The sequence below is a fragment of the Pseudomonas sp. TH15 genome (genome assembly GCF_016651105.1).
Lineage (GTDB): Bacteria > Pseudomonadota > Gammaproteobacteria > Pseudomonadales > Pseudomonadaceae > Aquipseudomonas.
This window is the reverse complement of sequence record NZ_JAEKEL010000002.1, coordinates 488,907-510,489: the sequence shown is the minus strand read 5'-3', so window position 1 is coordinate 510,489 and position 21,583 is coordinate 488,907. Positions and strand designations below refer to the sequence as shown.

Annotated in this window: 19 protein-coding genes; 16 read left to right on the top strand and 3 right to left on the bottom strand. The window is 59.8% G+C overall.

Translation table 11 applies throughout. From position 1 onward, the window contains the following. Nucleotides 1–124: 124 nt before the first annotated feature. The 12 genes from edd (at nt 125) to JFT87_RS26105 (ending at nt 15,183) form a co-directional block, all read left to right on the top strand. On the top strand, nt 125–1,951 hold the full coding sequence (gene edd, locus JFT87_RS26160; protein ID WP_201206113.1) for a phosphogluconate dehydratase: 1,827 nt from the start codon (nt 125–127) through the stop codon (nt 1,949–1,951). Then, entirely contained in the window at nt 1,948–2,898 is a 951-nt protein-coding gene (locus tag JFT87_RS26155) for a glucokinase (RefSeq protein WP_201206112.1), read from the top strand. The genes edd and JFT87_RS26155 overlap by 4 nt, the downstream gene beginning before the upstream one ends. 176 nt (nt 2,899–3,074) lie before the next feature. Further along, on the top strand, nt 3,075–3,806 hold the full coding sequence (locus JFT87_RS26150) for a response regulator (RefSeq protein ID WP_008155851.1): 732 nt from the start codon (nt 3,075–3,077) through the stop codon (nt 3,804–3,806). Further along, complete coding sequence (locus tag JFT87_RS26145) at nt 3,796–5,265, top strand: ATP-binding protein (RefSeq protein ID WP_201206111.1); 1,470 nt, start codon at nt 3,796–3,798, stop codon at nt 5,263–5,265. The genes JFT87_RS26150 and JFT87_RS26145 overlap by 11 nt, the downstream gene beginning before the upstream one ends. A 200-nt stretch (nt 5,266–5,465) precedes the next feature. Beyond that, nucleotides 5,466–6,725 (top strand): D-mannose isomerase, encoded by a 1,260-nt coding sequence (locus JFT87_RS26140; protein ID WP_201206110.1) that lies wholly within the window; start codon nt 5,466–5,468, stop codon nt 6,723–6,725. A gap of 117 nt (nt 6,726–6,842) precedes the next feature. Beyond that, nucleotides 6,843–8,144, top strand: coding sequence for an ABC transporter substrate-binding protein (locus JFT87_RS26135; protein WP_201206109.1), 1,302 nt, complete (start codon nt 6,843–6,845; stop codon nt 8,142–8,144). 183 nt (nt 8,145–8,327) lie between these two features. After that, nucleotides 8,328–9,236 carry a carbohydrate ABC transporter permease gene (locus tag JFT87_RS26130; protein ID WP_201206107.1) on the top strand — a complete coding sequence of 303 codons (909 nt, stop codon included), beginning with the start codon at nt 8,328–8,330 and terminating at the stop codon, nt 9,234–9,236. Further along, a complete protein-coding gene (locus JFT87_RS26125) occupies nt 9,229–10,074 on the top strand; it encodes a carbohydrate ABC transporter permease (protein WP_201206105.1) in 846 nt (281 codons plus the stop codon). Before JFT87_RS26130 ends, JFT87_RS26125 begins: the two co-directional genes overlap by 8 nt. 2 nt (nt 10,075–10,076) lie before the next feature. Beyond that, nucleotides 10,077–11,237 carry an ABC transporter ATP-binding protein gene (locus JFT87_RS26120; protein WP_201206103.1) on the top strand — a complete coding sequence of 387 codons (1,161 nt, stop codon included), beginning with the start codon at nt 10,077–10,079 and terminating at the stop codon, nt 11,235–11,237. 190 nt (nt 11,238–11,427) lie between these two features. Continuing rightward, on the top strand, nt 11,428–12,777 hold the full coding sequence (locus JFT87_RS26115; protein ID WP_201206101.1) for a carbohydrate porin: 1,350 nt from the start codon (nt 11,428–11,430) through the stop codon (nt 12,775–12,777). 115 nt (nt 12,778–12,892) lie between these two features. After that, nucleotides 12,893–13,747: a D-hexose-6-phosphate mutarotase gene (locus tag JFT87_RS26110; protein ID WP_201206099.1), complete on the top strand. Its 855-nt coding sequence runs from the start codon at nt 12,893–12,895 to the stop codon at nt 13,745–13,747. Nucleotides 13,748–14,022: 275 nt separating this feature from the next. Beyond that, nucleotides 14,023–15,183, top strand: a complete 1,161-nt coding sequence (locus JFT87_RS26105; RefSeq protein WP_141130028.1) for an integrase core domain-containing protein — start codon at nt 14,023–14,025, stop codon at nt 15,181–15,183. A 63-nt stretch (nt 15,184–15,246) separates the two neighbouring features. Here the strand turns inward: JFT87_RS26105 and JFT87_RS26100 are convergent, their stop codons facing one another. After that, nucleotides 15,247–16,107 carry a MurR/RpiR family transcriptional regulator gene (locus tag JFT87_RS26100; protein ID WP_201206763.1) on the bottom strand — a complete coding sequence of 287 codons (861 nt, stop codon included), beginning with the start codon at nt 16,105–16,107 and terminating at the stop codon, nt 15,247–15,249. A 226-nt stretch (nt 16,108–16,333) separates the two neighbouring features. Here JFT87_RS26100 and zwf point away from each other — a divergent pair, with 226 nt between their 5' ends. The 4 genes from zwf (at nt 16,334) to JFT87_RS26080 (ending at nt 20,133) form a co-directional block, all read left to right on the top strand. Further along, nucleotides 16,334–17,803 carry a glucose-6-phosphate dehydrogenase gene (gene zwf, locus JFT87_RS26095; protein ID WP_201206097.1) on the top strand — a complete coding sequence of 490 codons (1,470 nt, stop codon included), beginning with the start codon at nt 16,334–16,336 and terminating at the stop codon, nt 17,801–17,803. Then, the gene (gene pgl, locus JFT87_RS26090; RefSeq protein WP_201206095.1) at nt 17,790–18,503 is read left to right on the top strand and encodes a 6-phosphogluconolactonase; all 714 of its coding nucleotides are present in this window, start codon (nt 17,790–17,792) and stop codon (nt 18,501–18,503) included. Before zwf ends, pgl begins: the two co-directional genes overlap by 14 nt. A gap of 17 nt (nt 18,504–18,520) precedes the next feature. Beyond that, nucleotides 18,521–19,186, top strand: coding sequence for a bifunctional 4-hydroxy-2-oxoglutarate aldolase/2-dehydro-3-deoxy-phosphogluconate aldolase (locus tag JFT87_RS26085; protein ID WP_201206093.1), 666 nt, complete (start codon nt 18,521–18,523; stop codon nt 19,184–19,186). A gap of 221 nt (nt 19,187–19,407) precedes the next feature. Next, nucleotides 19,408–20,133 (top strand): intradiol ring-cleavage dioxygenase, encoded by a 726-nt coding sequence (locus JFT87_RS26080; RefSeq protein WP_201206091.1) that lies wholly within the window; start codon nt 19,408–19,410, stop codon nt 20,131–20,133. 5 nt (nt 20,134–20,138) lie between these two features. Here the strand turns inward: JFT87_RS26080 and JFT87_RS26075 are convergent, their stop codons facing one another. Continuing rightward, nucleotides 20,139–21,320 (bottom strand): aminotransferase class V-fold PLP-dependent enzyme, encoded by a 1,182-nt coding sequence (locus JFT87_RS26075; protein ID WP_201206089.1) that lies wholly within the window; start codon nt 21,318–21,320, stop codon nt 20,139–20,141. Between the two features lie 16 nt (nt 21,321–21,336). Next, nucleotides 21,337–21,573, bottom strand: a complete 237-nt coding sequence (locus tag JFT87_RS26070) for a DUF3820 family protein (RefSeq protein WP_201194005.1) — start codon at nt 21,571–21,573, stop codon at nt 21,337–21,339. Nucleotides 21,574–21,583 lie beyond the last annotated feature (10 nt).

Here is a 21,583-nt window from a genome sequence, read left to right as displayed (position 1 = left end):
ACAACGAGTGACCTGAATCAACTGGTCCGATCGATCAAGAAAGCCGCCCGTCAGCCCATCGACAACGGCCCTTGATCAGCATAGACAATCAGGTCGCCACATCCGTTAGCCTGGAGTTCTACACATGCATCCCCGCGTCCTTGAGGTCACCGAACGGCTTATCGCCCGCAGCCGTGCAACTCGCGAGGCTTACCTTGCGCTCATTCGCGGCGCTGCCAGCGATGGTCCGATGCGCGGCAAGCTGCAATGCGCCAACTTCGCCCACGGCGTGGCCGGGTGCGGCACTGACGACAAGAACAGCCTGCGGATGATGAATTCCGCGAACATCGCAATTGTTTCGTCATATAACGACATGCTCTCGGCGCATCAGCCGTACGAAGTCTTTCCTGAACAGATCAAAAAAGCCCTGCGCGAAATCGGCTCGGTCGGCCAGTTCGCTGGCGGCACCCCGGCCATGTGCGATGGCGTGACCCAGGGCGAGCCCGGCATGGAACTGAGCCTGCCGAGCCGTGAAGTGATCGCGTTGTCCACCGCCGTGGCGCTGTCTCACAACATGTTCGACGGTGCGCTGATGCTCGGCATCTGCGACAAGATCGTGCCGGGCCTGATGATGGGCGCGCTGCGTTTCGGTCATCTGCCGACGATCTTCGTGCCGGGCGGGCCGATGGTCTCGGGCATTTCCAACAAGCAGAAAGCCGATGTGCGCCAGCGCTATGCCGAAGGCAAAGCCAGCCGCGAAGAATTGCTGGAATCGGAAATGAATTCCTACCACAGCCCTGGCACCTGCACCTTCTACGGCACCGCCAACACCAACCAGTTGCTGATGGAAGTCATGGGCCTGCACTTGCCGGGCGCCTCTTTCGTCAATCCGAACACCCCGTTGCGCGATGCCCTGACCCGTGAAGCGGCGCACCAAGTCACCCGACTGACCAAGCAGAACGGCGACTTCATGCCGATCGGCGAAATCGTCGACGAGCGCTCGCTGGTCAACTCGATTGTGGCGCTGCACGCCACCGGCGGCTCGACTAACCACACCTTGCACATGCCGGCCATCGCCATGGCGGCGGGCATTCAACTGACCTGGCAGGACATGGCCGACCTCTCCGAGGTGGTGCCGACCCTGAGCCACGTCTACCCGAACGGCAAAGCCGACATCAACCACTTCCAGGCCGCGGGCGGCATGTCGTTCCTGATCCGCGAACTGCTGGAAGCCGGCCTGCTCCACGAAAACGTCAACACCGTGCTCGGTCATGGCCTGAGCCGCTATACCGTGGAACCGTTCCTCGATAACGGCGAACTGGTCTGGCGCGAAGGCCCGATTGAAAGCCTCGACGAAACTATTCTGCGTCCGGTCGCCCGTGCGTTCTCGCCCGAGGGTGGCCTGCGGGTGATGGAAGGCAACCTCGGTCGCGGGGTGATGAAAGTCTCCGCCGTGGCCCTGGAAAACCAGGTCGTCGAAGCACCGGCCATGGTGTTCCAGGATCAACAGGATCTGGCCGATGCGTTCAAGGCCGGTTTGCTGGAGAAAGATTTCGTCGCGGTGATGCGCTTCCAGGGCCCGCGCTCCAACGGCATGCCGGAACTGCACAAGATGACGCCGTTCCTCGGTGTGCTGCAGGATCGCGGCTTCAAAGTCGCGCTGGTCACCGACGGGCGCATGTCCGGCGCCTCGGGAAAAATCCCGGCGGCGATCCACGTCAGTCCCGAAGCGTTTGTGGGCGGCGCTTTGGCGCGCGTGCAAGAGGGCGATATCATCCGCGTCGATGGCGTCAAAGGCACCCTGGAGCTTAAGGTGGACGCCGAAGAATTCGCAGCGCGCACGCCAGCCAAAGGCCTGTTGGGCAACAACATCGGCAGCGGGCGCGAACTGTTTGGTTTCATGCGCATGGCCTTCAGCTCCGCAGAGCAGGGCGCCAGCGCCTTTACTTCTGCCCTGGAGACGCTTAATTGAAACTGGCTTTGGTCGGTGACATCGGTGGGACCAACGCACGTTTCGCGTTGTGGAAAAACCAGCAACTGGAATCGATCCAGGTGTTGCCGACGGCAGATCACACCAGCCCGGAGGAGGCTATCGCTGTCTACCTGAGCGGGTTGGGCCTGGCGCCTGGCGCGATCGGTTCGGTGTGCCTGTCGGTGGCAGGTCCGGTGAGCGGTGATGAATTCAAGTTCACCAACAATCACTGGCGCCTGAGCCGCAAGGCGTTCTGCCAGACCTTGCAGGTGGATCAACTGCTGCTGGTCAACGACTTCTCGGCCATGGCCCTGGGCATGACCCGTTTGCAGCCGGACGAGTTTCGGGTGGTCTGCGAAGGTACGCCGGAACCGTTGCGGCCGGCGGTGGTAATCGGCCCGGGCACCGGGCTCGGCGTTGGCACGTTGCTGGACCTCGGCGAAGGCCGATTTGCCGCGTTGCCGGGGGAGGGCGGTCACGTCGACTTGCCGCTCAGCAGCCCGCGGGAAACCCAACTGTGGCAACACATCTTCAATGAGATTGGCCATGTCAGTGCCGAGACAGCCTTGAGTGGCAGCGGCTTGCCGCGGGTCTATCGGGCGATCTGCGCGGTGGATGGTCATGAACCCAAGCTTGATACGCCGGAAGCCATCACGGCTGCGGGCCTCGCGGGCGACCCGATTGCGCTGGAAGTGCTGGAACAGTTCTGCTGCTGGCTCGGGCGTGTGGCCGGTAACAACGTACTGACTACTGGCGGTCGCGGCGGTGTGTACATCGTGGGTGGGGTGATTCCACGGTTTGCCGATTTCTTCCTCGAAAGTGGTTTCGCCCGCAGCTTTGCTGACAAGGGTTGCATGAGCGATTATTTCAAAGGCATTCCTGTGTGGCTGGTGACAGCGCCGTATTCCGGCCTCGTTGGCGCCGGTGTGGCGCTCGAACAGGCTTGAGACCGAGTCGCTTTCATCGCTGGCAAGCCAGCTCCCACAGGATTGAAGACATTCTCAGGATGTGTACAAGACCCTGTGGGAGCTGGCTTGCCAGCGATGGGGCCAGAACAGACAACAAATTTCCAAGGTTCATCAGGCATAATCCGCCCAATTCAAACAACAAGGATGCCGCCCCTGTGAGCTCAGTCAACAAGTCGATTTTGTTGGTCGATGACGATCAAGAGATACGCGAGTTGCTGGACACCTACCTGACCCGTGCAGGTTTTCAGGTGCGCACCACGCCCGATGGCGCAGGCTTTCGCCAGGCGATGAACGAGGCGCCGAGTGATCTGGTGATACTCGACGTGATGCTGCCGGACGAAGACGGCTTCAGCCTTTGCCGCTGGATTCGCCAGCACCCGCGTCAGGCCCAGGTGCCGATCATCATGCTCACCGCCAGCTCCGACGAGGCCGATCGCGTTATTGGCCTGGAACTGGGTGCCGACGATTACCTCGGCAAACCCTTCAGCCCCCGGGAATTGCAGGCACGGATCAAGGCGTTGTTGCGCCGTGCGCAGTTCGGTCAGGAACGCTCCGGCAGTGAAGTACTGGCCTTCGATGACTGGCGGCTGGACATGGTCAGCCATCGGCTGTTCCACATCGATGGCGAAGAGGTGATTCTCTCCGGCGCTGATTTCGCGCTGCTGAAACTGTTCCTCGATCATCCCCAGGAAATTCTCGACCGCGACACCATCGGTAACGCCACCCGTGGCCGCGATTTGATGCCGTTGGATCGGATCGTCGACATGGCGGTCAGCCGTTTGCGCCAGCGCCTGCGCGACACCGAAAAACCACCGCGGCTGATCCGTACCGTGCGGGGCAGTGGCTACCAACTGGCCGCCAATGTGGTTGCCAGCAATGGCCACTGAGTGGTTGCGCCGGCTCGCCGCCAAGGTGCCGGTGCCACGCTCGTTGCTCGGGCGGATGTTGCTGCTGACGCTGTTGGTGGTGCTTTTCGCTCAGGCGCTGTCGAGCGTGATCTGGGTTTCGCAGCTGCGCGCTACTCAGCTCGAAGGCCTGGTCACCAGCGCCCGTAGCCTGGCGCATTCGATGACCGCCAGCGTCAGTTACTTCCGTTCGTTGCCGGTGGCGTTTCGGCCGCTGGTACTCGATCAATTACGCAGCATGGGCGGCACCCGGTTCGTGGTGACCCTCAACGACAAACCCTTGGGCATGGAAGTGCTGCCGATCACCCCGCGCAAAGAAGCGGTGCTCAAAGCGGTGGACGAGGTGCTGCGCGAGTCCCTGGGCCACGACACGGATATCTCGGTGACCTTCGTCAGCCCCGAAGACCTGCGGATCTTCAACAGCGGGCTGAAACTCGATGAATTGCCGCGGTCCTGGGCGCACTACGCGTTGACCCTGGAACCGGTGAACCCGCCGGTGCTGGTCACGCAAATCCAGATGGCGCCGGGCGAATGGCTGTACATCGCTTCGCTGCTGCCTGAGCCCTACACCAGTCTTGAAGAGCAAGGCCTGCCGGCGCAGCAAGTCTGGTTCATCGTGCTAACCAGCGGCTTTTTGCTGTTGTTCATCGGCCTGCTGGTGCACTGGCAGAGCCGTCCGCTCAAGCGCCTGGCGCGGGCGGCGCGGGACATGTCCCTCGGTGCGGAAGTCGAGCCGGTGCCCGAAGGTGGCGGCAGTGAAGTGGTCGAGGTAGGCCGCGCCTTCAATGCGATGCGCGAGCGCATCAGCCGCTACCTGACCGAGCGCAGTCAGTTGTTCAGTGCGATCTCCCACGACTTGCGCACGCCGATCACCCGGTTGCGACTGCGGGTCGAATTGCTCGAAGACGAAAAGCTGCAAGCCAAGTTCGGCCGCGATCTGGATGAGCTGGAGCTGCTGGTCAAAGGCGCGCTGCAATGCGTGAAAGACACCGACATCCACGAAAACATTGAGCCGGTGGACCTCAATCACGTGCTCGATTGTTTGGTCGAGCCGTACCTGGCGCCCAACGGCAATGGTCGCGTGACCCAGCAGGGCCGGGCACTGGCGGCATACCCCGGCAAGCCGCTGGCGCTCAAGCGCTGCATCGGCAACCTGATCGACAACGCCTTGAAGTACGGACAGAACGCGCACCTGCACATCGATGACGACCAGAGCGCGTTCATCCTGCATGTGGATGATGAAGGGCCCGGAGTGCCGGAGCAGCGGATGGAGCAGGTGTTCGAGCCGCACTTCCGCCTGGCCGGACAGCAGCAGGGTTATGGGTTGGGGTTGGGGATTGCGCGCAATATTGCCCATAGCCATGGTGGCGAGGTCAGCCTGCAGAATCTGCGCGAAGGCGGATTGCGGGTGACGTTGCAGCTTCCTCGATCAATCGATTGAAAAGATCAAAAGATCGCAGCCTTCGGCAGCTCCTACACAGGAATTGTTTACACCCTGTAGGAGCTGCCGAAGGCTGCGATCTTTTGATCTGGCTTTTGCTTTGTCACGGCTCAGTGACATAACTCGCCCCCTTCGTTACCTGCCTCGCCTCAACCGTTGTTTAGACTGCCCTCCAGTCATAACAACAAAAAAGGTACCCCATGGACACCTTCCAACCCGCTTTCAGCAGTTGGCTGAACGCGCCTGCCCACCAGCAATGGCTCGCCGCCGAAGGGCTGCGCCTGCTGGCGTTCGCCAAGGCTTCGAAGCTCCCTGAAGGCTTCGGCAATCTCGATGAAAAGGGCCGCCTCCCGGCCAATGCCCAAGCCGAAACCATGAACACCGCACGCATGACCCACAGCTTCGCCATGGCTCACATCCAGGGCCTGCCAGGGTTTGCCGAGTTGGTGGATCACGGCGTCCAGGCGCTCAGCGGCCCGCTAAAGGATGCCGAGCACGGTGGCTGGTTCGCCACCGCCCATCATCGTGATGACAACACCGGCAAAGCCGCTTACCTGCACGCCTTCGTCGCCCTCGCCGCAAGTTCCGCTGTAGTCGCGCAACGGCCCGGCGCACACGCCTTGCTCGATGATGCCATCCACATCATCGACACGCATTTCTGGAGCGAGGAGGAGGGCGCGATGCGCGAATCCTTCAATCGCGACTTCAGTTGCGAAGAAGCCTACCGCGGCGCCAACAGCAACATGCACGCCACCGAAGCCTTCCTCGCGCTGGCGGATGTCACCGAGGACAACCGCTGGCTGGTCCGCGCCCAGCGGATTGTCGAGCGAGTGATCCACGCTCACGCCGCCGCCAACGATTACCTGGTGGTCGAGCATTTCGATCGCGATTGGCAGCCGCTGCGCGAGTACAACCACGACAACCCCGCCGATGGTTTTCGCCCCTACGGCACCACGCCGGGCCACGGTTTTGAATGGGCGCGGCTGTTGCTGCACCTCGAAGCCGCGCGAGTGCAGGCGGGGATGCTCACGCCGGGTTGGCTGGCGACCGATGCGCAAAAACTCTTCGATCACAACTGCCGTCACGGCTGGGATGTCGACGGGCTGCCGGGGATTGTCTACACCCTCGACTGGGACAACCGCGCGGTGGTTCGCCATCGTCTGCACTGGACCCATTGCGAAGCCAGCGCCGCTGCCAGTGCGTTGCTCAAACGCACCGGCGAGGAGCAATACGAAGCCTGGTACCGACTGTTCTGGGATTTCTGTGACAGTCATTTCATCGACCGCTGCGATGGCAGTTGGCACCATGAACTCGACCCGCAAAACCGCCCGAGCGCCGATATCTGGGCCGGCAAACCGGATCTGTATCACGCCTGGCAAGCCGTGCTGATTCCGCGCCTGCCGCTGGCGCCGAGCATGGCGACTGCCTTGGGGCAGTTGTCCCAGAGTGCTCCTGTGTAACCATGTGGTGACATTCAAGCGTCCCTTCGTTACCTGCGAAGGGATAACTCCTGTTTAAAATCCCATGCAGCGCAAGCACCAGACTTGCATGCATAACAACAAGAAAGGTAATTCTAGATGAATGCGATTTCTCGCCTCGCTACTGTCATTTCTCTTGCCTCATTGCTTCCTATCTCTGCATTCCCTGTCAGTGCGCTTGCCGCCGAATCCAAAGGTTCGGTAGAAGTCGTTCACTGGTGGACCTCCGGTGGCGAAAAAGCTGCCGTTGACGTGCTCAAAGCCCAAGTCGAAAAAGACGGTTTCACCTGGAAGGACGGCGCTGTCGCCGGTGGTGGCGGAGCTACGGCCATGACCGTGCTCAAGAGCCGCGCCGTTGCCGGTAACCCGCCGGGTGTCGCACAGATCAAAGGTCCAGACATCCAGGAATGGGCGTCTACCGGTCTGCTCGACACCGACGTCTTGAAAGACGTTTCCAAATCAGAGAAGTGGGACAGCCTGCTCGACAAGAAAGTCTCTGATACCGTGAAGTACAACGGCGACTATGTGGCCGTGCCGGTGAATATCCACCGCGTCAACTGGCTGTGGATCAACCCGGAAGTCTTCAAGAAAGCCGGCATCGAAAAAGCCCCAACCACACTCGAAGAATTCTACGTCGCCGGCGACAAGCTGAAAAAAGCAGGCTTCATCGCGCTTGCTCACGGCGGCCAGCCTTGGCAGGACAGCACCGTGTTTGAAGCGGTGGTTCTTTCTGTCATGGGCGTCGACGGTTACAAGAAAGCCCTGGTCGACCTGGACAACGCTGCTCTGACCGGTCCTGAAATGGTCAAGTCGCTGACCGAGCTGAAGAAAGTCGCGACCTACATGGACGTCGACGGCAAAGGCCAGGACTGGAACCTGGAAGCGGCCAAAGTCATCAACGGCAAGGCCGGCATGCAGATCATGGGTGACTGGGCCAAGAGCGAGTGGACAGCGGCCAAGAAAGTCGCCGGCAAGGACTACGAGTGCGTAGCCTTCCCGGGCACCGAAAAGGCATTCACCTACAACATCGACTCCCTGGCAGTGTTCAAGCAGAAAAACGCGGGCACTGCTGCCGGTCAGCAGGACATTGCCAAGGTCGTGCTGGGTGAGAACTTCCAGAAAGTCTTCAGCATCAACAAGGGCTCGATCCCGGTTCGAATCGACATGCTGAACGACATGGCCAAGTACGGCTTCGACTCCTGCGCCCAGACCGCTGCCAAGGACTTCCTGGCGGATGCCAAGTCCGGCGGCCTGCAGCCGAGCATGGCGCACAACATGGCGACCACGCTGGCGGTACAGGGTGCGTTCTTTGATGTCGTGACCAACTTCATCAACGACCCGAAAGCCGATCCGGCCGATGCTGCCAAGAAACTCGGCGCAGCGGTCAAGTCTGCCAAGTAACTGTTAGAGCCGCAGCCCCCTGTGGGAGTGGCTTTTGTGGGAGCCGGGCTTGCCCGCGATGCAGACAACTCGGTTTATCAGTTGCACCGAGGTAATGCCATCGCAGGCAAGCCAGCTCCCACAGAAGCCCGCTCCCACAAGGGAATGCGCTTGTAATCCTTTCTCTACGTACTGGATCTTCCCATGAGTTCTGTTGCTGTGTTCAGCAAGGCCTCGCCGTTAGATGCACTGCAGCGCTGGCTCCCAAAACTGGTGCTGGCGCCTAGCATGTTCATCGTCCTGGTGGGCTTCTATGGCTATATCCTGTGGACGTTCGTCCTGTCGTTCACCACTTCGACCTTCCTGCCGACTTATAAATGGGCCGGTTTGGCGCAATACCAGCGGCTGTTCGAGAACGACCGTTGGTGGGTAGCAAGCAAGAACCTCGCGGTTTTCGGCGGCATGTTTATCGGCATCACCCTGGTGATCGGTGTGCTGCTGGCGGTGTTCCTGGATCAGCGCATTCGTCGCGAAGGTTTCATTCGCACCATTTACCTGTACCCGATGGCGCTCTCGATGATCGTCACCGGTACGGCCTGGAAATGGCTGCTCAACCCGGGCATGGGCCTGGACAAATTGCTGCGTGACTGGGGTTGGGAAGGCTTCCGCCTGGACTGGCTGATCGACCCGGATCGCGTTGTGTATTGCCTGGTGATCGCTGCGGTATGGCAAGCCTCGGGTTTTATCATGGCGATGTTCCTCGCCGGCCTGCGTGGCGTTGATCAATCGATCATCCGTGCCGCCCAGATCGATGGCGCGAGCATGCCGCGCATTTACCTGAAAGTGGTGTTGCCAAGCCTGCGCCCGGTGTTCTTCAGCGCCGTGATGATCCTGGCCCACATCGCGATCAAGAGTTTCGACCTGGTGGCGGCAATGACTGCCGGTGGTCCGGGTTACTCCTCCGACCTGCCTGCGATGTTCATGTATTCCTTCACCTTCAGTCGCGGCCAGATGGGCATGGGTTCGGCCAGTGCGATTCTGATGCTCGGTGCGATTCTCGCAATCATCGTGCCTTACCTGTACTCCGAGCTGAGGACCAAGCGTCATGACTAGTTTCGCCGCCAAACCTTCCATCAGCCTGAGTCGCATCGCGATCTACGCGGTGCTGATCCTTGCGGTATTTCTTTACCTGATACCGCTGGTGGTCATGCTGTTGACCAGTTTCAAGACGCCGGAAGACATCAACACCGGCAACCTGCTGAGCTGGCCGACCGTGGTCAGCGGCATTGGCTGGGTCAAGGCCTGGGCCACGGTCGACGGGTATTTCTGGAACTCGATCAAGATCACCGTCCCGGCGGTTTTGATCTCCACGGCCATCGGTGCGCTGAACGGCTATGTGCTGTCGATGTGGCGCTTTCGTGGGTCGCAGCTGTTCTTCGGCCTGTTGCTGTTCGGTTGCTTCCTGCCGTTCCAGACAGTCCTGCTGCCAGCCTCGTTCACCCTCGGCAAAATGGGCCTGGCCAGCACCACCACCGGCCTGGTGTTTGTGCACGTGGTCTACGGCCTGGCGTTCACCACGCTGTTTTTCCGTAACTACTACGTCAGCGTTCCGGATGCGTTGGTGAAAGCGGCGCGGCTGGATGGCGCGGGTTTCTTCACCATCTTCCGTTTGATCATCCTGCCGATGTCCACCCCGATCATCATGGTCTGCCTGATCTGGCAGTTCACCCAGATCTGGAACGACTTCCTGTTCGGCGTGGTGTTCTCCAGCGGTGACTCGCAACCCATCACAGTGGCGCTGAATAACTTGGTCAACACCAGTACCGGTGCCAAGGAATACAACGTTGATATGGCGGCGGCGATGATCGCCGGGCTGCCGACCCTGCTGGTCTATGTGGTCGCAGGCAAGTATTTCGTGCGCGGGCTGACGGCCGGCGCAGTCAAGGGGTAATCATGGCTACGCTCGAACTTCGCAATGTAAACAAGACCTATGGCCCCGGCCTGCCGGACACCCTCAAGAACATCGAACTGTCGATCAAGGACGGTGAGTTCCTGATCCTGGTCGGACCTTCGGGTTGCGGCAAGTCGACCTTGATGAACTGCATCGCCGGCCTGGAAACCATCACCGGCGGCGCGATCATGATCGGTGACCAGGACGTCAGTGGCATGAGCCCGAAAGACCGCGACATCGCCATGGTGTTCCAGTCCTACGCGCTGTACCCGACCATGAGCGTGCGCGAGAACATCGCCTTTGGCTTGAAGATCCGCAAAATGCCCGCCGCCGATATCGAAGCCGAAGTGGCGCGGGTGTCCAAGCTGTTGCAGATCGAACACTTGCTTAACCGTAAACCCGGCCAGCTCTCCGGTGGCCAGCAACAGCGTGTGGCCATGGGTCGTGCCCTGGCGCGGCGGCCGAAGATTTACCTGTTCGACGAACCGCTGTCCAACCTCGACGCCAAGCTGCGGGTCGAGATGCGTACCGAAATGAAACTGATGCACCAGCGCCTGAAAACCACCACGGTCTACGTGACCCACGACCAGATCGAAGCGATGACTCTGGGCGACAAAGTGGCAGTGATGAAGGACGGAATCATTCAGCAGTTCGGTACGCCGAAAGACATCTACAACAACCCGGCCAACCTGTTCGTGGCGAGCTTCATCGGTTCGCCGCCGATGAACTTCATCCCGCTGCGTTTGCAGCGCAAGGATGGTCGTCTGGTAGCGCTGCTCGACAGCGGCCAGGCCCGTTGCGAACTGCCAATGGGCATGCAAGACGCTGGGCTGGAAGATCGCGAAGTGATCCTCGGCTTGCGTCCGGAGCAGATCGTGCTGGCCGGCAGCGAAGCCAATGGTTTGCCGACCATTCGTGCCGAAGTCCAGGTGACTGAGCCGACCGGTCCGGACACCCTGGTGTTCGTCAATCTGAATGAAACCAAGGTCTGCTGCCGCTTGGCGCCAGACGTTGCGCCGGGTGTGGGCGAGACCCTGACCCTGCAATTTGATCCGTCGAAAGTGCTGTTGTTCGATGCCAAGACTGGGGAGCGCCTGGGGGTTGCCGGTGTGCCAAAAGCCGAAGCATCGGTAGGCAACATCGCCCAGTTCAAGGGTCGCTGAAGATCAAATGTGGGAGCGGGCTTGCTCGCGAAAGCGGTCTGACATTCACCTGTGATGTCGACAGATACACCGTTTTCGCGAGCAAGCCCGCTCCCACAAGGGGATACGCGACGGATGGGGACATCCGTCGCATTCAATGTAAACCGCGTTAGATAAAAACAGTTAATAACAATAAAACGAGGATGTAGGGATGAAGAAGAAGAACAACGCTCAGCTTATCTGCCAGTTGTCTGCTGTTGCGGCGGCATTAACCCTGGCCGGTAGCGTTCACGCGGCTGACGCGTTCAGCGCCGATTCCAAGTGGATGACCGGTGACTGGGGTGGCGAGCGGACCAAGCTGCTTGAGCAGGGTGTCGACATCAAGGCTGACTACGTCGGTGAAGTGGGCGGCAACCTTCATGGCGGCTACAACAACGACAAGACCGCGCGTTACGCCGACCAGTTTGGCTTGGGCGTGGCGCTGGACCTGCAAAAACTGATGGGCTGGGATAACACCCAGGCCAAGATCGAGCTTACCAGCCGTAACGGTCAGAACATCTCCAATGACCGTGTGGGCGACCCGCGTGCCGGCACCTTGAGTTCCTCCCAGGAAGTCTACGGCCGTGGCCATATGGTCCGTCTGACCCAGTTGTGGGTTCAGCACCAGTTCCTCGACGGCAAGCTGGACGTCAAGGCCGGTTACTTCGGCGAAGGCGAAGACTTCAACACCTTCCCGTGCGAGTTCCAGAACCTGGCGTTCTGCGGTTCCCAGGCGGGGAACTGGGCGACCGGTATCTGGTACAACTGGCCAGTCAGCCAAGCCGCGCTGCGTGTGAAGTACAACATCACACCTGAGTTGTATGCGCAGATCGGTGCGTACAACCAGAACCCGTCGCAACTGGAACACGGCAACGGTTTCAAACTCAGCGGCAGTGGTACCGCGGGCACCGTGTTGCCGGTCGAATTGGTCTGGTCGCCGAAGCTCAACGGCCTGCCGGGTGAATACCGTGTGGGTTACTACAAGAGCACGGCCAACGCCAATGACGTTCTCAAGGACAGCAACGGCAATGACGCAGCGACCACCGGTGAAGCCTATCGCGTTCACGACAGCAAGCACGGCTACTGGGGCGTCATCCAACAGCAACTTACGACCCACAACGGCGACGCTTCCCGCGGTCTGAACGTTGCGGCCAACGCCACCTTCCACGACAAAGACACCAACGTCGTCGACAACTATCAGTCGCTGATGTTTGTCTACAAAGGTCCGTTTGATGCACGTCCAAAAGATGACGTCGGGATCGGTTTCGCCCGTATCCATGTCAACGATGACGTGAAGAAAAACGCCGAGTTGGTCAACGCCGCCGATGGTGCCACCAACTACGACGATCCGCTGTTCTCGCCGCTGCGTTCCACCGAATACAACTACGAGATCAACTACGGCTTCCACGTTACTAACTGGCTGACTGTGCGTCCTAACCTGCAATACATCACTCACCCGGGCGGTGTTGATGAAGTCGACAACGCGCTGGTGGCCGGTCTGAAAATTCAGTCGGTGTTCTAACGCTGTTGCGATAAGCTCCTCTCTATGTGCGCATATTTGCGGATGGCCAAGGCTATCCGCTTTTTTTTGGGGGCTGCGCACCCCGGGTAAAAGATGATTTTCAGGACCGCGGCACATGCATGAGCATCCGCTACAACGCTTCTTCAAATCCTTGCGCGAACGTCCGGTGTTTGCGTGGGAACGCTATCAGATGCGCGATGTGCTGGTGATCGATCATCCGCTGTGCCAGGCGGTGTTCAGTCGCCAGGGCGCGCAGTTGTTGCACTTTCAGCCAAAGGGGCAGAAACCCTGGTTATGGTGCGCAGCGAAATGGCCGCAGGTGGGTGCCATTCGGGGCGGCGTGCCGGTGTGCTGGCCGTGGTTTGGTCGTCATCCGAGCGAAAACGCCTGGCCGTCCCATGGTTGGGCGCGGCTGATTGACTGGAAGCTGCTCGACAGCAGTCATGACGACGATGGTGTGCGCCTGCATTGGCAATTGCAGCTGTGCGACTGGACGGTGGACCTGCATGCGCACCTGGGCGAACGCATGGATTTGCGCCTGAGCACTGAGCATCAAGACACCTTACCGTGCCAACTGAGTCAGGCATTGCATGCTTACTGGCGTATTGGTGACGTGGGTGAGGTAGCGCTGTCCGGGCTTGATGGGGCGCAAGGTTACGATCAGTTGAACCGCCAGGTTTGTCATCAGGAAGGCGAGTTGCGGGTCGACGGCGGCTGTCAGCGAGTGTTCCAGCATGACGGCGAATTGCAGCTCAAGGATCACGCCTGGCAGCGCGAATTGTGCATCGACACCGGTGACCATGCAGACACGGTGGTCTGGCATCCGGGGGCGCGGCCGTTGCTGGGAGTGAGCTGGAACGAGGTGTTGGAATTTGTCTGTGTGGAAGCGGCGAGTGGCGGGACCGACAGCCTGAGCCTGGCGCCGGGGGAGAGGGCGCATCTGAGCTTGCAGGCGTGGGCTGCGGCTTAGTGAATTGATGATGACATTGTTGCCCCTCACCCTAGCCCTCTCCCGGAGGGAGAGGGGACCGAATGGGGGATGCTTAAGAGTTACGCCGACGTGAAAGTGCAGTACTGAATCTAAAATCGACTCGATCATTCGGGTCGATGGACAGCGCAAGACACCTCGATCGCCCCCTCTCCCTCCGGGAGAGGGCTGGGGTGGGTAAAGACCGGGTACATCCTTTACGTTTGAGACCGGGGACATGGTTTACAGGTATCAATCATGGTCAGGAGGTGCTGACCATGCCCTGGAATCAAGAATCCCCAATGGATCAACGAGTGAAGTTAGTCAGCGACTGGCTTGGCGGCAGTTACACCAAAAGCCAATTAAGTCGGCGCTATGGCGTCAGCCGTCCAACCATCGACAAGTGGCTGGAACGGTATGCAGCGCTGGGCGTGGATGGCTTGAAAGAGCAATCGCGTAAGCCATTGAATTGCCCTCATCAGACTCCCGACGAAATCATAGCCACGCTGCTGACCAAGAAAAACGAGCATCCCGATCGGGGGCCGAAGCAGATCATTGATCGTCTACGCGTCTCCGATCCGGATATCCACTGGCCGGCCGCGAGTACCGCCGGGATATGGTTGAAGAAGGCTGGTCTGGTCACCGCGCGGCGCCCCTATCCCGTGCGCCCACGCGCTCCGACGCATTTGCGTCCGGTCGATCAACCCAATCAGACCTGGTGTGCCGATTACAAAGGGCAATTCAAAATGCAGGATGGCAATTGGTGCTATCCGCTGACCATTACCGACCAGATGAGTCGCTATCTGCTGCTTTGCCGGGCATTGCCCAGCACGCATGGGGAGCCGACGCGGCAGGGCTTCGAGTGGGCCTTCCGGGAGTTTGGGTTGCCGGATGTGATTCGCACGGACAATGGCGCTCCCTTCGCATCAACGGGTTTGGCGCGTTTGTCGAAGTTGTCGGTGTGGTTCATCAGGCACGGAATCCACGTCGAGACAATTACGCCTGGCCGTCCCGACCAAAATGGCCGGCACGAACGGATGCACCGAACGCTGAAAGCAGCGGTATTACGAACACCTGCGGAAAATCTTGTGCGCCAGCAATTGGCCTTTGAGGATTTCATCCAGGACTTCAATCAGGTTCGACCGCACACCGCGTTGGACATGAAGCCACCCGCTTCGGTGTATAGCCCGTCGTTACGACCCTACCCCGGTTACCTGCCAGCGGTTGAATACGGCACTGACGTTGAAGTGCGTAAGGTTCGTTCGAACGGAGAGTTCAAATGGAAAGGACAGCTGATTTTTCTGGGAGAGGCACTGATCGGCGAAGAGATCGCGCTGAAGGAGGTGGCTGATGATGTGTGGGAGTTGTACCTTTGCACCTTCTGTTTAGGCAGGCTTGAACGCGGCGCTAAACGCGTAGCAAGCCTGGAAAAGGTGTAAACGATGTCCCCGGTCTAATGTGTAAAGGATGTACCGGTCTCTACAGTGAGGGGCTTTTGATCTCTAGTTGAACTCGTCACCCACCGGATATCGGCTTGCATTCAAACTCTCTTTGATCTTGCGCAAATGCGGCTGGAAATCCACCCCGCGGCGCAAGGTCATGCCGGTCGCCAACACGTCCAGCACGGTCAGTTGAATAATTCGCGACGTCATCGGCATATAGATGTCGGTGTCTTCTGGCAGCGGAATGTTCAAGCTCAGGGTACTGGCCTTGGCCAATGGCGAACCTTCGGCGGTCAAACCCAGCACCGAAGCACCGTTCGCCCGGGCGATGCGCGCCACTTCCACCAGTTCGCGGGTGCGGCCGGTGTAGGAAATAATCACGAACAACTCGCCGGTGTGCGCCACGGAGGCAATCATCCGTTGCATCAGCACATCGGCGTGGGCGGTAACGGCCAGATTGAAACGGAAGAACTTGTGCTGCGCATCCAGCGCCACCGGGGCCGAAGCACCGAGGCCGAAAAAGTGGATCTGCCGGGCCTGGATCAGCAGGTCGACGGCGCGGCTGATCAGGCTTGGGTCCAGGGCCTGCAAAGCACTGTCCAGCGAGGCGATGGCGCTGCCGAAGATCTTCTGGGTGTAGGCTTCAGGATTGTCATCGGCCTCAACCGCTCGGCTGACATACGCCGCGCCACTGGCCAGGCTCTGGGCCAGTTGCAGTTTGAGTTCCGGGTAGCCGCTGACGCCGAATGAGCGGCAGAAACGGTTGACCGTCGGCTCGCTGACTTTTGAAGCTTGGGCGAGCGCAGCGATGCTGAACCGGGTGGCCTGCTGTGGGTTGAGCAGGATCACTTCAGCGACTTTGCGTTCGGCCTTGTTCAGGTCTTCAAGGCGACTCTGGATTTGTTCCAGTAAATTTCGCACGCGGTCCATAGATGTTCCTTGAGTCAGCAGCGCAAACACGCAGTCTGCTATGCAAAAAGGGCCTTTGATGTGGCCCGTAACGGTGGCCTATCCTACTGATGGCTCCGACCGACCACCACTCGGAATCTGTATTTTGAGAAAATGTTGTGGTTATTACTACATTTTCCCTTGAGTGATGCCTTGAAAAAAGGTATTTGTAGCTTAACTTGATAAAAGAACAAACATCATGCCTTCGATTACGGTTGAACCGTGCACCTTTGCCTTGTTCGGCGCCCTTGGCGATCTGGCCTTGCGCAAGCTGTTTCCTGCCCTTTATCAACTCGACGGCGCCGGCCTGTTGCACGAGGACTCGCGAATCATCGCGCTGGCCCGTGAACCCGGCAGCGAGCAGCAACACCTGGCGTTCATCGCCTCGGAGCTGCGCCGCTACGTCGACGCCAAAGAGCTGGACGAGGCCGTGCTCGAACGCTTCCTCGCTCGGTTGAGCTACCTGCACGTCGACTTCCTCAAGGCTGACGACTACGTCGCCCTGGCCGAACAGGCCGGGACCGCTCAGCGAGTCATTGCTTACTTCGCCACCCCGGCAGCGGTCTACGGCGCCATCTGCGACAACCTGTCGAAGGTCGGTCTGACTGAAAACACCCGTGTCGTTCTGGAAAAACCCATCGGTTCGGACCTGGAATCCTCGCGCAAGGTCAACGACGCTGTGGCGCAGTTCTTCCCGGAGAACCGCACCTACCGCATCGACCATTACCTGGGCAAAGAGACCGTTCAGAACCTGATCGCCCTGCGGTTTGCCAACAGTCTGTTCGAAACCCAGTGGAACCAGAATTACATCTCCCACGTGGAAATTACCGTGGCCGAGAAGGTCGGGATCGAAGGCCGCTGGGGTTACTTCGACAAGGCCGGCCAGCTGCGGGACATGATCCAGAATCACCTGCTGCAACTGCTCTGCCTGATCGCCATGGACCCACCGGCCGACCTGTCCGCCGACAGCATCCGTGACGAGAAAGTCAAAGTGCTCAAGGCGCTGGCGCCGATCAGTCCGGAAGGCCTGACCACTCAGGTCGTACGCGGTCAGTACATTGCCGGTTACAGCGAAGGCAAACCGGTGCCGGGTTATCTGGAAGAGCCGAATTCCAATACCCAGAGTGACACCGAAACCTTCGTCGCCCTGCGTGCTGACATCCGCAACTGGCGCTGGGCCGGCGTGCCGTTTTACTTGCGTACCGGCAAGCGCATGCCGCAGAAGCTGTCGCAGATCGTCATCCACTTCAAGGAGCCGTCGCACTACATCTTCGCTCCCGAGCAGCGCCTGCAAATCAGCAACAAGCTGATTATCCGCCTGCAACCGGACGAAGGCATCTCCTTGCGCGTGATGACCAAAGAACAAGGCCTGGACAAGGGCATGCAGCTGCGCAGCGGTCCGTTGCAGCTGAATTTTTCCGACACTTATCGCAGCGCGCGGATTCCCGATGCCTACGAGCGGTTGTTGCTGGAAGTGATGCGCGGCAATCAGAACCTGTTTGTCCGTAAAGATGAAATCGAAGCCGCGTGGAAGTGGTGTGACCAGTTGATCGCCGGGTGGAAAAAATCCGGTGATGCGCCCAAGCCGTACGCGGCCGGGTCCTGGGGGCCGATGAGCTCCATTGCACTGATCACGCGGGATGGGAGGTCGTGGTATGGCGATATCTAATTTGAAACTGCCTCAGGGCGTCAGCGCCCATGAGTTCAAGAGCCCGGCGTTGTTGGCCGAAGGCCTCGCGCTGAGCGTGGCCAAGCAACTGAGTGAGGCGGTCGACGCTCGCGGCACCGCGACCCTGGTGGTTTCCGGTGGTCGCAGCCCGGTAGCGTTCTTCCAGCATCTGGCCAAGCAGACGCTGGACTGGTCCAAGGTTGTCGTGACCCTGGCCGACGAGCGCTGGGTACCCGTCGAGCACGCCGACAGCAATGCTGGTTTGCTCAAGCGGTACTTGTTGCAAGGCCCGGCGTCGAAGGCGAAGTTTCTGAGCCTCTATAGCGCCACGGCCAACCTTGAACTGGCAGCCGAGCAGGCCGACCGTTTGCTCGCCGAACTACCGGCGATCGACGTACTAATCCTGGGCATGGGCGACGACGGTCACACCGCCTCGCTGTTCCCCAACAGCCCGAACCTGGCCGACGCCTTGAAAGTCGACGGCAGCCGTCGTTGCTGGCCGATGCTGGCGCCGACCGTGCCGCATCAGCGCCTGACCATGAGCCTGGCGCTGCTGGCTTCGGCGAAGAACACCGTTCTATCGATTTCCGGTCAGTCCAAGCTGACCACCCTGAGTGCCGCATTGGCCGGTGACGATGTCGCCGCCATGCCGATTCGCGCGTTTCTGCAACCTACGTTAGAGATTTACTGGTGCCCATGAGCCAAGGATCAGCCGCTATGACAAACACATCCCCGACCGTTTCCATGGCGGACAAAGTTGCCCTGATCGACAGCCTCTGCGCCAAAGCGCGGATTTTGCCGGTGATCACCATCGCTCGCGAACAGGACATTCTGCCTCTGGCCGACGCCCTGGCCGCCGGTGGCCTGACAGCCCTGGAAGTGACCCTGCGTTCGCAGTTCGGCCTCAAAGCCATCCAGATCTTGCGCGAGCAGCGTCCGGAACTGGTGACCGGTGCTGGCACCGTGCTTGACCGCACTATGTTGGCCGCCGCCGAAAGGGCCGGTTCGCAGTTCATCGTGACCCCGGGCATCACCCGTGACTTGCTCGAAGCCAGTGTCGACAGCTCGATCCCGCTGTTACCCGGCATCAGCAACGCCTCCGGCATCATGGAAGGCTATGGCCTGGGCTATCGCCGCTTCAAGCTGTTCCCGGCGGAAGTCAGCGGTGGCGTCGCGGCCATCAAGGCGTTGGGCGGTCCGTTCGGCGAAGTTAAATTCTGCCCGACTGGCGGCGTGAGCCCGGCCAATATCAAAAGCTACATGGCGTTGAAAAACGTGATGTGCGTGGGCGGTAGCTGGATGCTTGATCCGGAGTGGATCAAGAACGGCGACTGGGCCCGCATTCAGGAATGCACCGCCGAGGCCTTGGCGCTGCTGGACTGATGCTGGACTGATTGTTACCTGACACTTCGTTGTGTGTTCTACGGCTTTAGCGGTGCACTTGGTCGGTGCACCGTTTTTTTGCCCGCAGAAAATCCAGCATCAAAAGATCGCAACCTTCGGCAGCGCCTACAAAAGCACGTTACGACGCGATACATAGTTACCGCACACAGGTTTTTGCGTAGCGCTAATCTGCGTTCATCTTATGGAAGAGAGAACGCGTCATGGATCGAGACTCTGCAACAGCCTCACCGAACCCCGTGTATCAGTTGGCCCCCGAACAAATCGCCGGGCCGTATTTCCGTAACCCGCAACTATTGCGCCGCAACATCAGTGAAGGTGCAGATGGTCTGCCACTGCTGTTGCGCCTGAGCATTGTCGATGCCATGACCGGTGAGCCGGTGAGCGGCGCGCTGGTGGATATCTGGCATTGCAACGCGCGAGGCGCGTATTCGGGCTGGAGCCGCATCAACCCGGACCTTGAAGTCGAATCCGACGCCATCGGTTCAATCCCGCGTACCGACGATGACACCTACCTGCGCGGAAGCCAGTTCTGCGATAAAAAAGGCAAGGTGCGTTTCACCACGATCTATCCGGGCTTCTATGCCGGCCGCGCACTGCACATTCATGTGGCGGTGCGCATGGTGACCGGCAGCGAATATCTTGAAGAGCGCAACGTCGCTTGGGTCGGCCAGTTGTACTTTCCCGAGGTCGTCTCGCGCTCGGTGCTCAATGCCAAAGCCTATCGCGGGCGATCCTCGGCGGCGCTGAACAATGTCGAGGACAGTATCTACGCTGGCATGGGCGGCGAAGCTTCGACCCTGGCCGTGTGGCCGATCGGCCGCGACACCTATGAAGACGGCTTCTTCGGACACCTGACCATCGGCATCGACACCTTCGCGGTGTCGTCGCAGATCAAGCCCGAGGACTTCGACAAATACACCGTCTAGGCCAACTAACGCAGTTCGTTCAGCGCGCGGGTGAGCAATTGCATTTCACCCGCGGTGGTGGTCAGCCCCGGCGTTATCCGGATGCACGGCCCGCACGCGGCACCGGTGCGCACCACGGTGAACAGATTGAAGTCGTTGAGCAAACGCTCGGCCATCGCCTGTTGATCGTCATGGCGAGTGAAACGCAGCGCCGTGATCCCGCAATAAAGGCGCGGATCGTCCGGCGTCAGCACCTCGATGCCCGGCAAATGACGGACGGCGCTGACCCACAGGTTACGCAGGTAATTCAGGCGCGCACCCTTGGCCGCGGCACCGCCGAGTGAGCGATGCTCCTCGAAGACCAACGGCAACGTCATCAGCGCCGGGATGTTGGGTGTGCTGTAAGAGGTGCGGGCGCGAATGTCGTTGACCGGGAAATGCATCTCGCCCATGTCCGGGTCGATATCGGCCAGGCGTTGGGGAGCTATGTAGATGAACCCGAGGGTTAGCGGCGCGCCGATCCATTTGTGCAGGTTGTAGCCGGCAAAGGCGATGCCCAGCGTTTCCAGATCGAAGTCGATCTGACCCAGGGCATGAGCGCCGTCGAGGATCACATCAATGCCGTGCTCCTTGGCGAGTGCGGCAATCGCCTGCACCGGCATTACCAGGCCGGTGCGGTGGGTGACATGGGTCAGGGCCATCAGTTTGAGTCGCGGATAGCGCACGAAAGCTTCGCGGTAAGTGGCCAGCAAACTCTCGAATGTGGCGGGGTGCTGGTGGTCGATTTCGATTACTTCGACGCCGCGATGCCGGGCCAGCCAGCGCATCGCGCCCTTGACCGTGTCGTACTCCAGGTCGCACAGCAGCACCTGATCGCCGGGTTGTAAACGGTTGTAGTTGCGGATCAGCGACTGCAGGCCATCCGAGGCGTTGCGGGTGAAGGCGACGGATTGAGCGCGCACGCCAATCATCTCGGCCAGCTGCGCTCGAATGTCCAGGCTTTCGCCCTGTTCGAAACGCTGGCGCACATGGACCGAGTTGCTGCGATTGATCAGCTCGATATTGCGCTGGTACTCCTCGACCACCGTGCGCGACATGCGCCCGAAGTAACCGTTCTCCAGGTTGATGGGGCCAGGTTCGACTGCGTAACGGTCGGCAAAGGTTTGCCAGAAGGCTTCATCACGGGCACGGCGAGTATTCTCGGGCATGGGCTACTCAATCAATTCAGTGGCGGGGGGCTGGTCTACCATGTTTGGCGCGCAGCGGTTCGAGCAGTTCCGACAAACCGTTGTGATCGATTTCCTGCATTAGCGCCAGCAATCCCCCCAGTTCGCCATGGGGGAAACCTTCGCGAGCGAACCAGTTCAGGTACTGGCCGGGCAGGTCGGCAATGATGCGGCCCTTGTATTTGCCGAAGGGCATTTCGCGGGTAATCAGCAGTTCGAGCTTTTCAGGATTCATCAATTAATCG

Excerpts from the sequence above, each read along its gene's own strand:
- edd (WP_201206113.1), top strand. The coding sequence starts at position 125 with ATGCATCCCCGCGTCCTTGAGGTCACCGAACGGCTTATCGCCCGCAGC.
- JFT87_RS26145 (WP_201206111.1), top strand. The coding sequence starts at position 3,796 with ATGGCCACTGAGTGGTTGCGCCGGCTCGCCGCCAAGGTGCCGGTGCCA.
- JFT87_RS26140 (WP_201206110.1), top strand. The coding sequence starts at position 5,466 with ATGGACACCTTCCAACCCGCTTTCAGCAGTTGGCTGAACGCGCCTGCC.
- JFT87_RS26135 (WP_201206109.1), top strand. The coding sequence starts at position 6,843 with ATGAATGCGATTTCTCGCCTCGCTACTGTCATTTCTCTTGCCTCATTG.
- JFT87_RS26130 (WP_201206107.1), top strand. The coding sequence starts at position 8,328 with ATGAGTTCTGTTGCTGTGTTCAGCAAGGCCTCGCCGTTAGATGCACTG.
- JFT87_RS26125 (WP_201206105.1), top strand. The coding sequence starts at position 9,229 with ATGACTAGTTTCGCCGCCAAACCTTCCATCAGCCTGAGTCGCATCGCG.
- JFT87_RS26120 (WP_201206103.1), top strand. The coding sequence starts at position 10,077 with ATGGCTACGCTCGAACTTCGCAATGTAAACAAGACCTATGGCCCCGGC.
- JFT87_RS26115 (WP_201206101.1), top strand. The coding sequence starts at position 11,428 with ATGAAGAAGAAGAACAACGCTCAGCTTATCTGCCAGTTGTCTGCTGTT.
- JFT87_RS26110 (WP_201206099.1), top strand. The coding sequence starts at position 12,893 with ATGCATGAGCATCCGCTACAACGCTTCTTCAAATCCTTGCGCGAACGT.
- JFT87_RS26105 (WP_141130028.1), top strand. The coding sequence starts at position 14,023 with ATGCCCTGGAATCAAGAATCCCCAATGGATCAACGAGTGAAGTTAGTC.
- zwf (WP_201206097.1), top strand. The coding sequence starts at position 16,334 with ATGCCTTCGATTACGGTTGAACCGTGCACCTTTGCCTTGTTCGGCGCC.
- pgl (WP_201206095.1), top strand. The coding sequence starts at position 17,790 with ATGGCGATATCTAATTTGAAACTGCCTCAGGGCGTCAGCGCCCATGAG.
- JFT87_RS26085 (WP_201206093.1), top strand. The coding sequence starts at position 18,521 with ATGACAAACACATCCCCGACCGTTTCCATGGCGGACAAAGTTGCCCTG.
- JFT87_RS26080 (WP_201206091.1), top strand. The coding sequence starts at position 19,408 with ATGGATCGAGACTCTGCAACAGCCTCACCGAACCCCGTGTATCAGTTG.
- JFT87_RS26075 (WP_201206089.1), bottom strand. The coding sequence starts at position 21,320 with ATGCCCGAGAATACTCGCCGTGCCCGTGATGAAGCCTTCTGGCAAACC.
- JFT87_RS26070 (WP_201194005.1), bottom strand. The coding sequence starts at position 21,573 with ATGAATCCTGAAAAGCTCGAACTGCTGATTACCCGCGAAATGCCCTTC.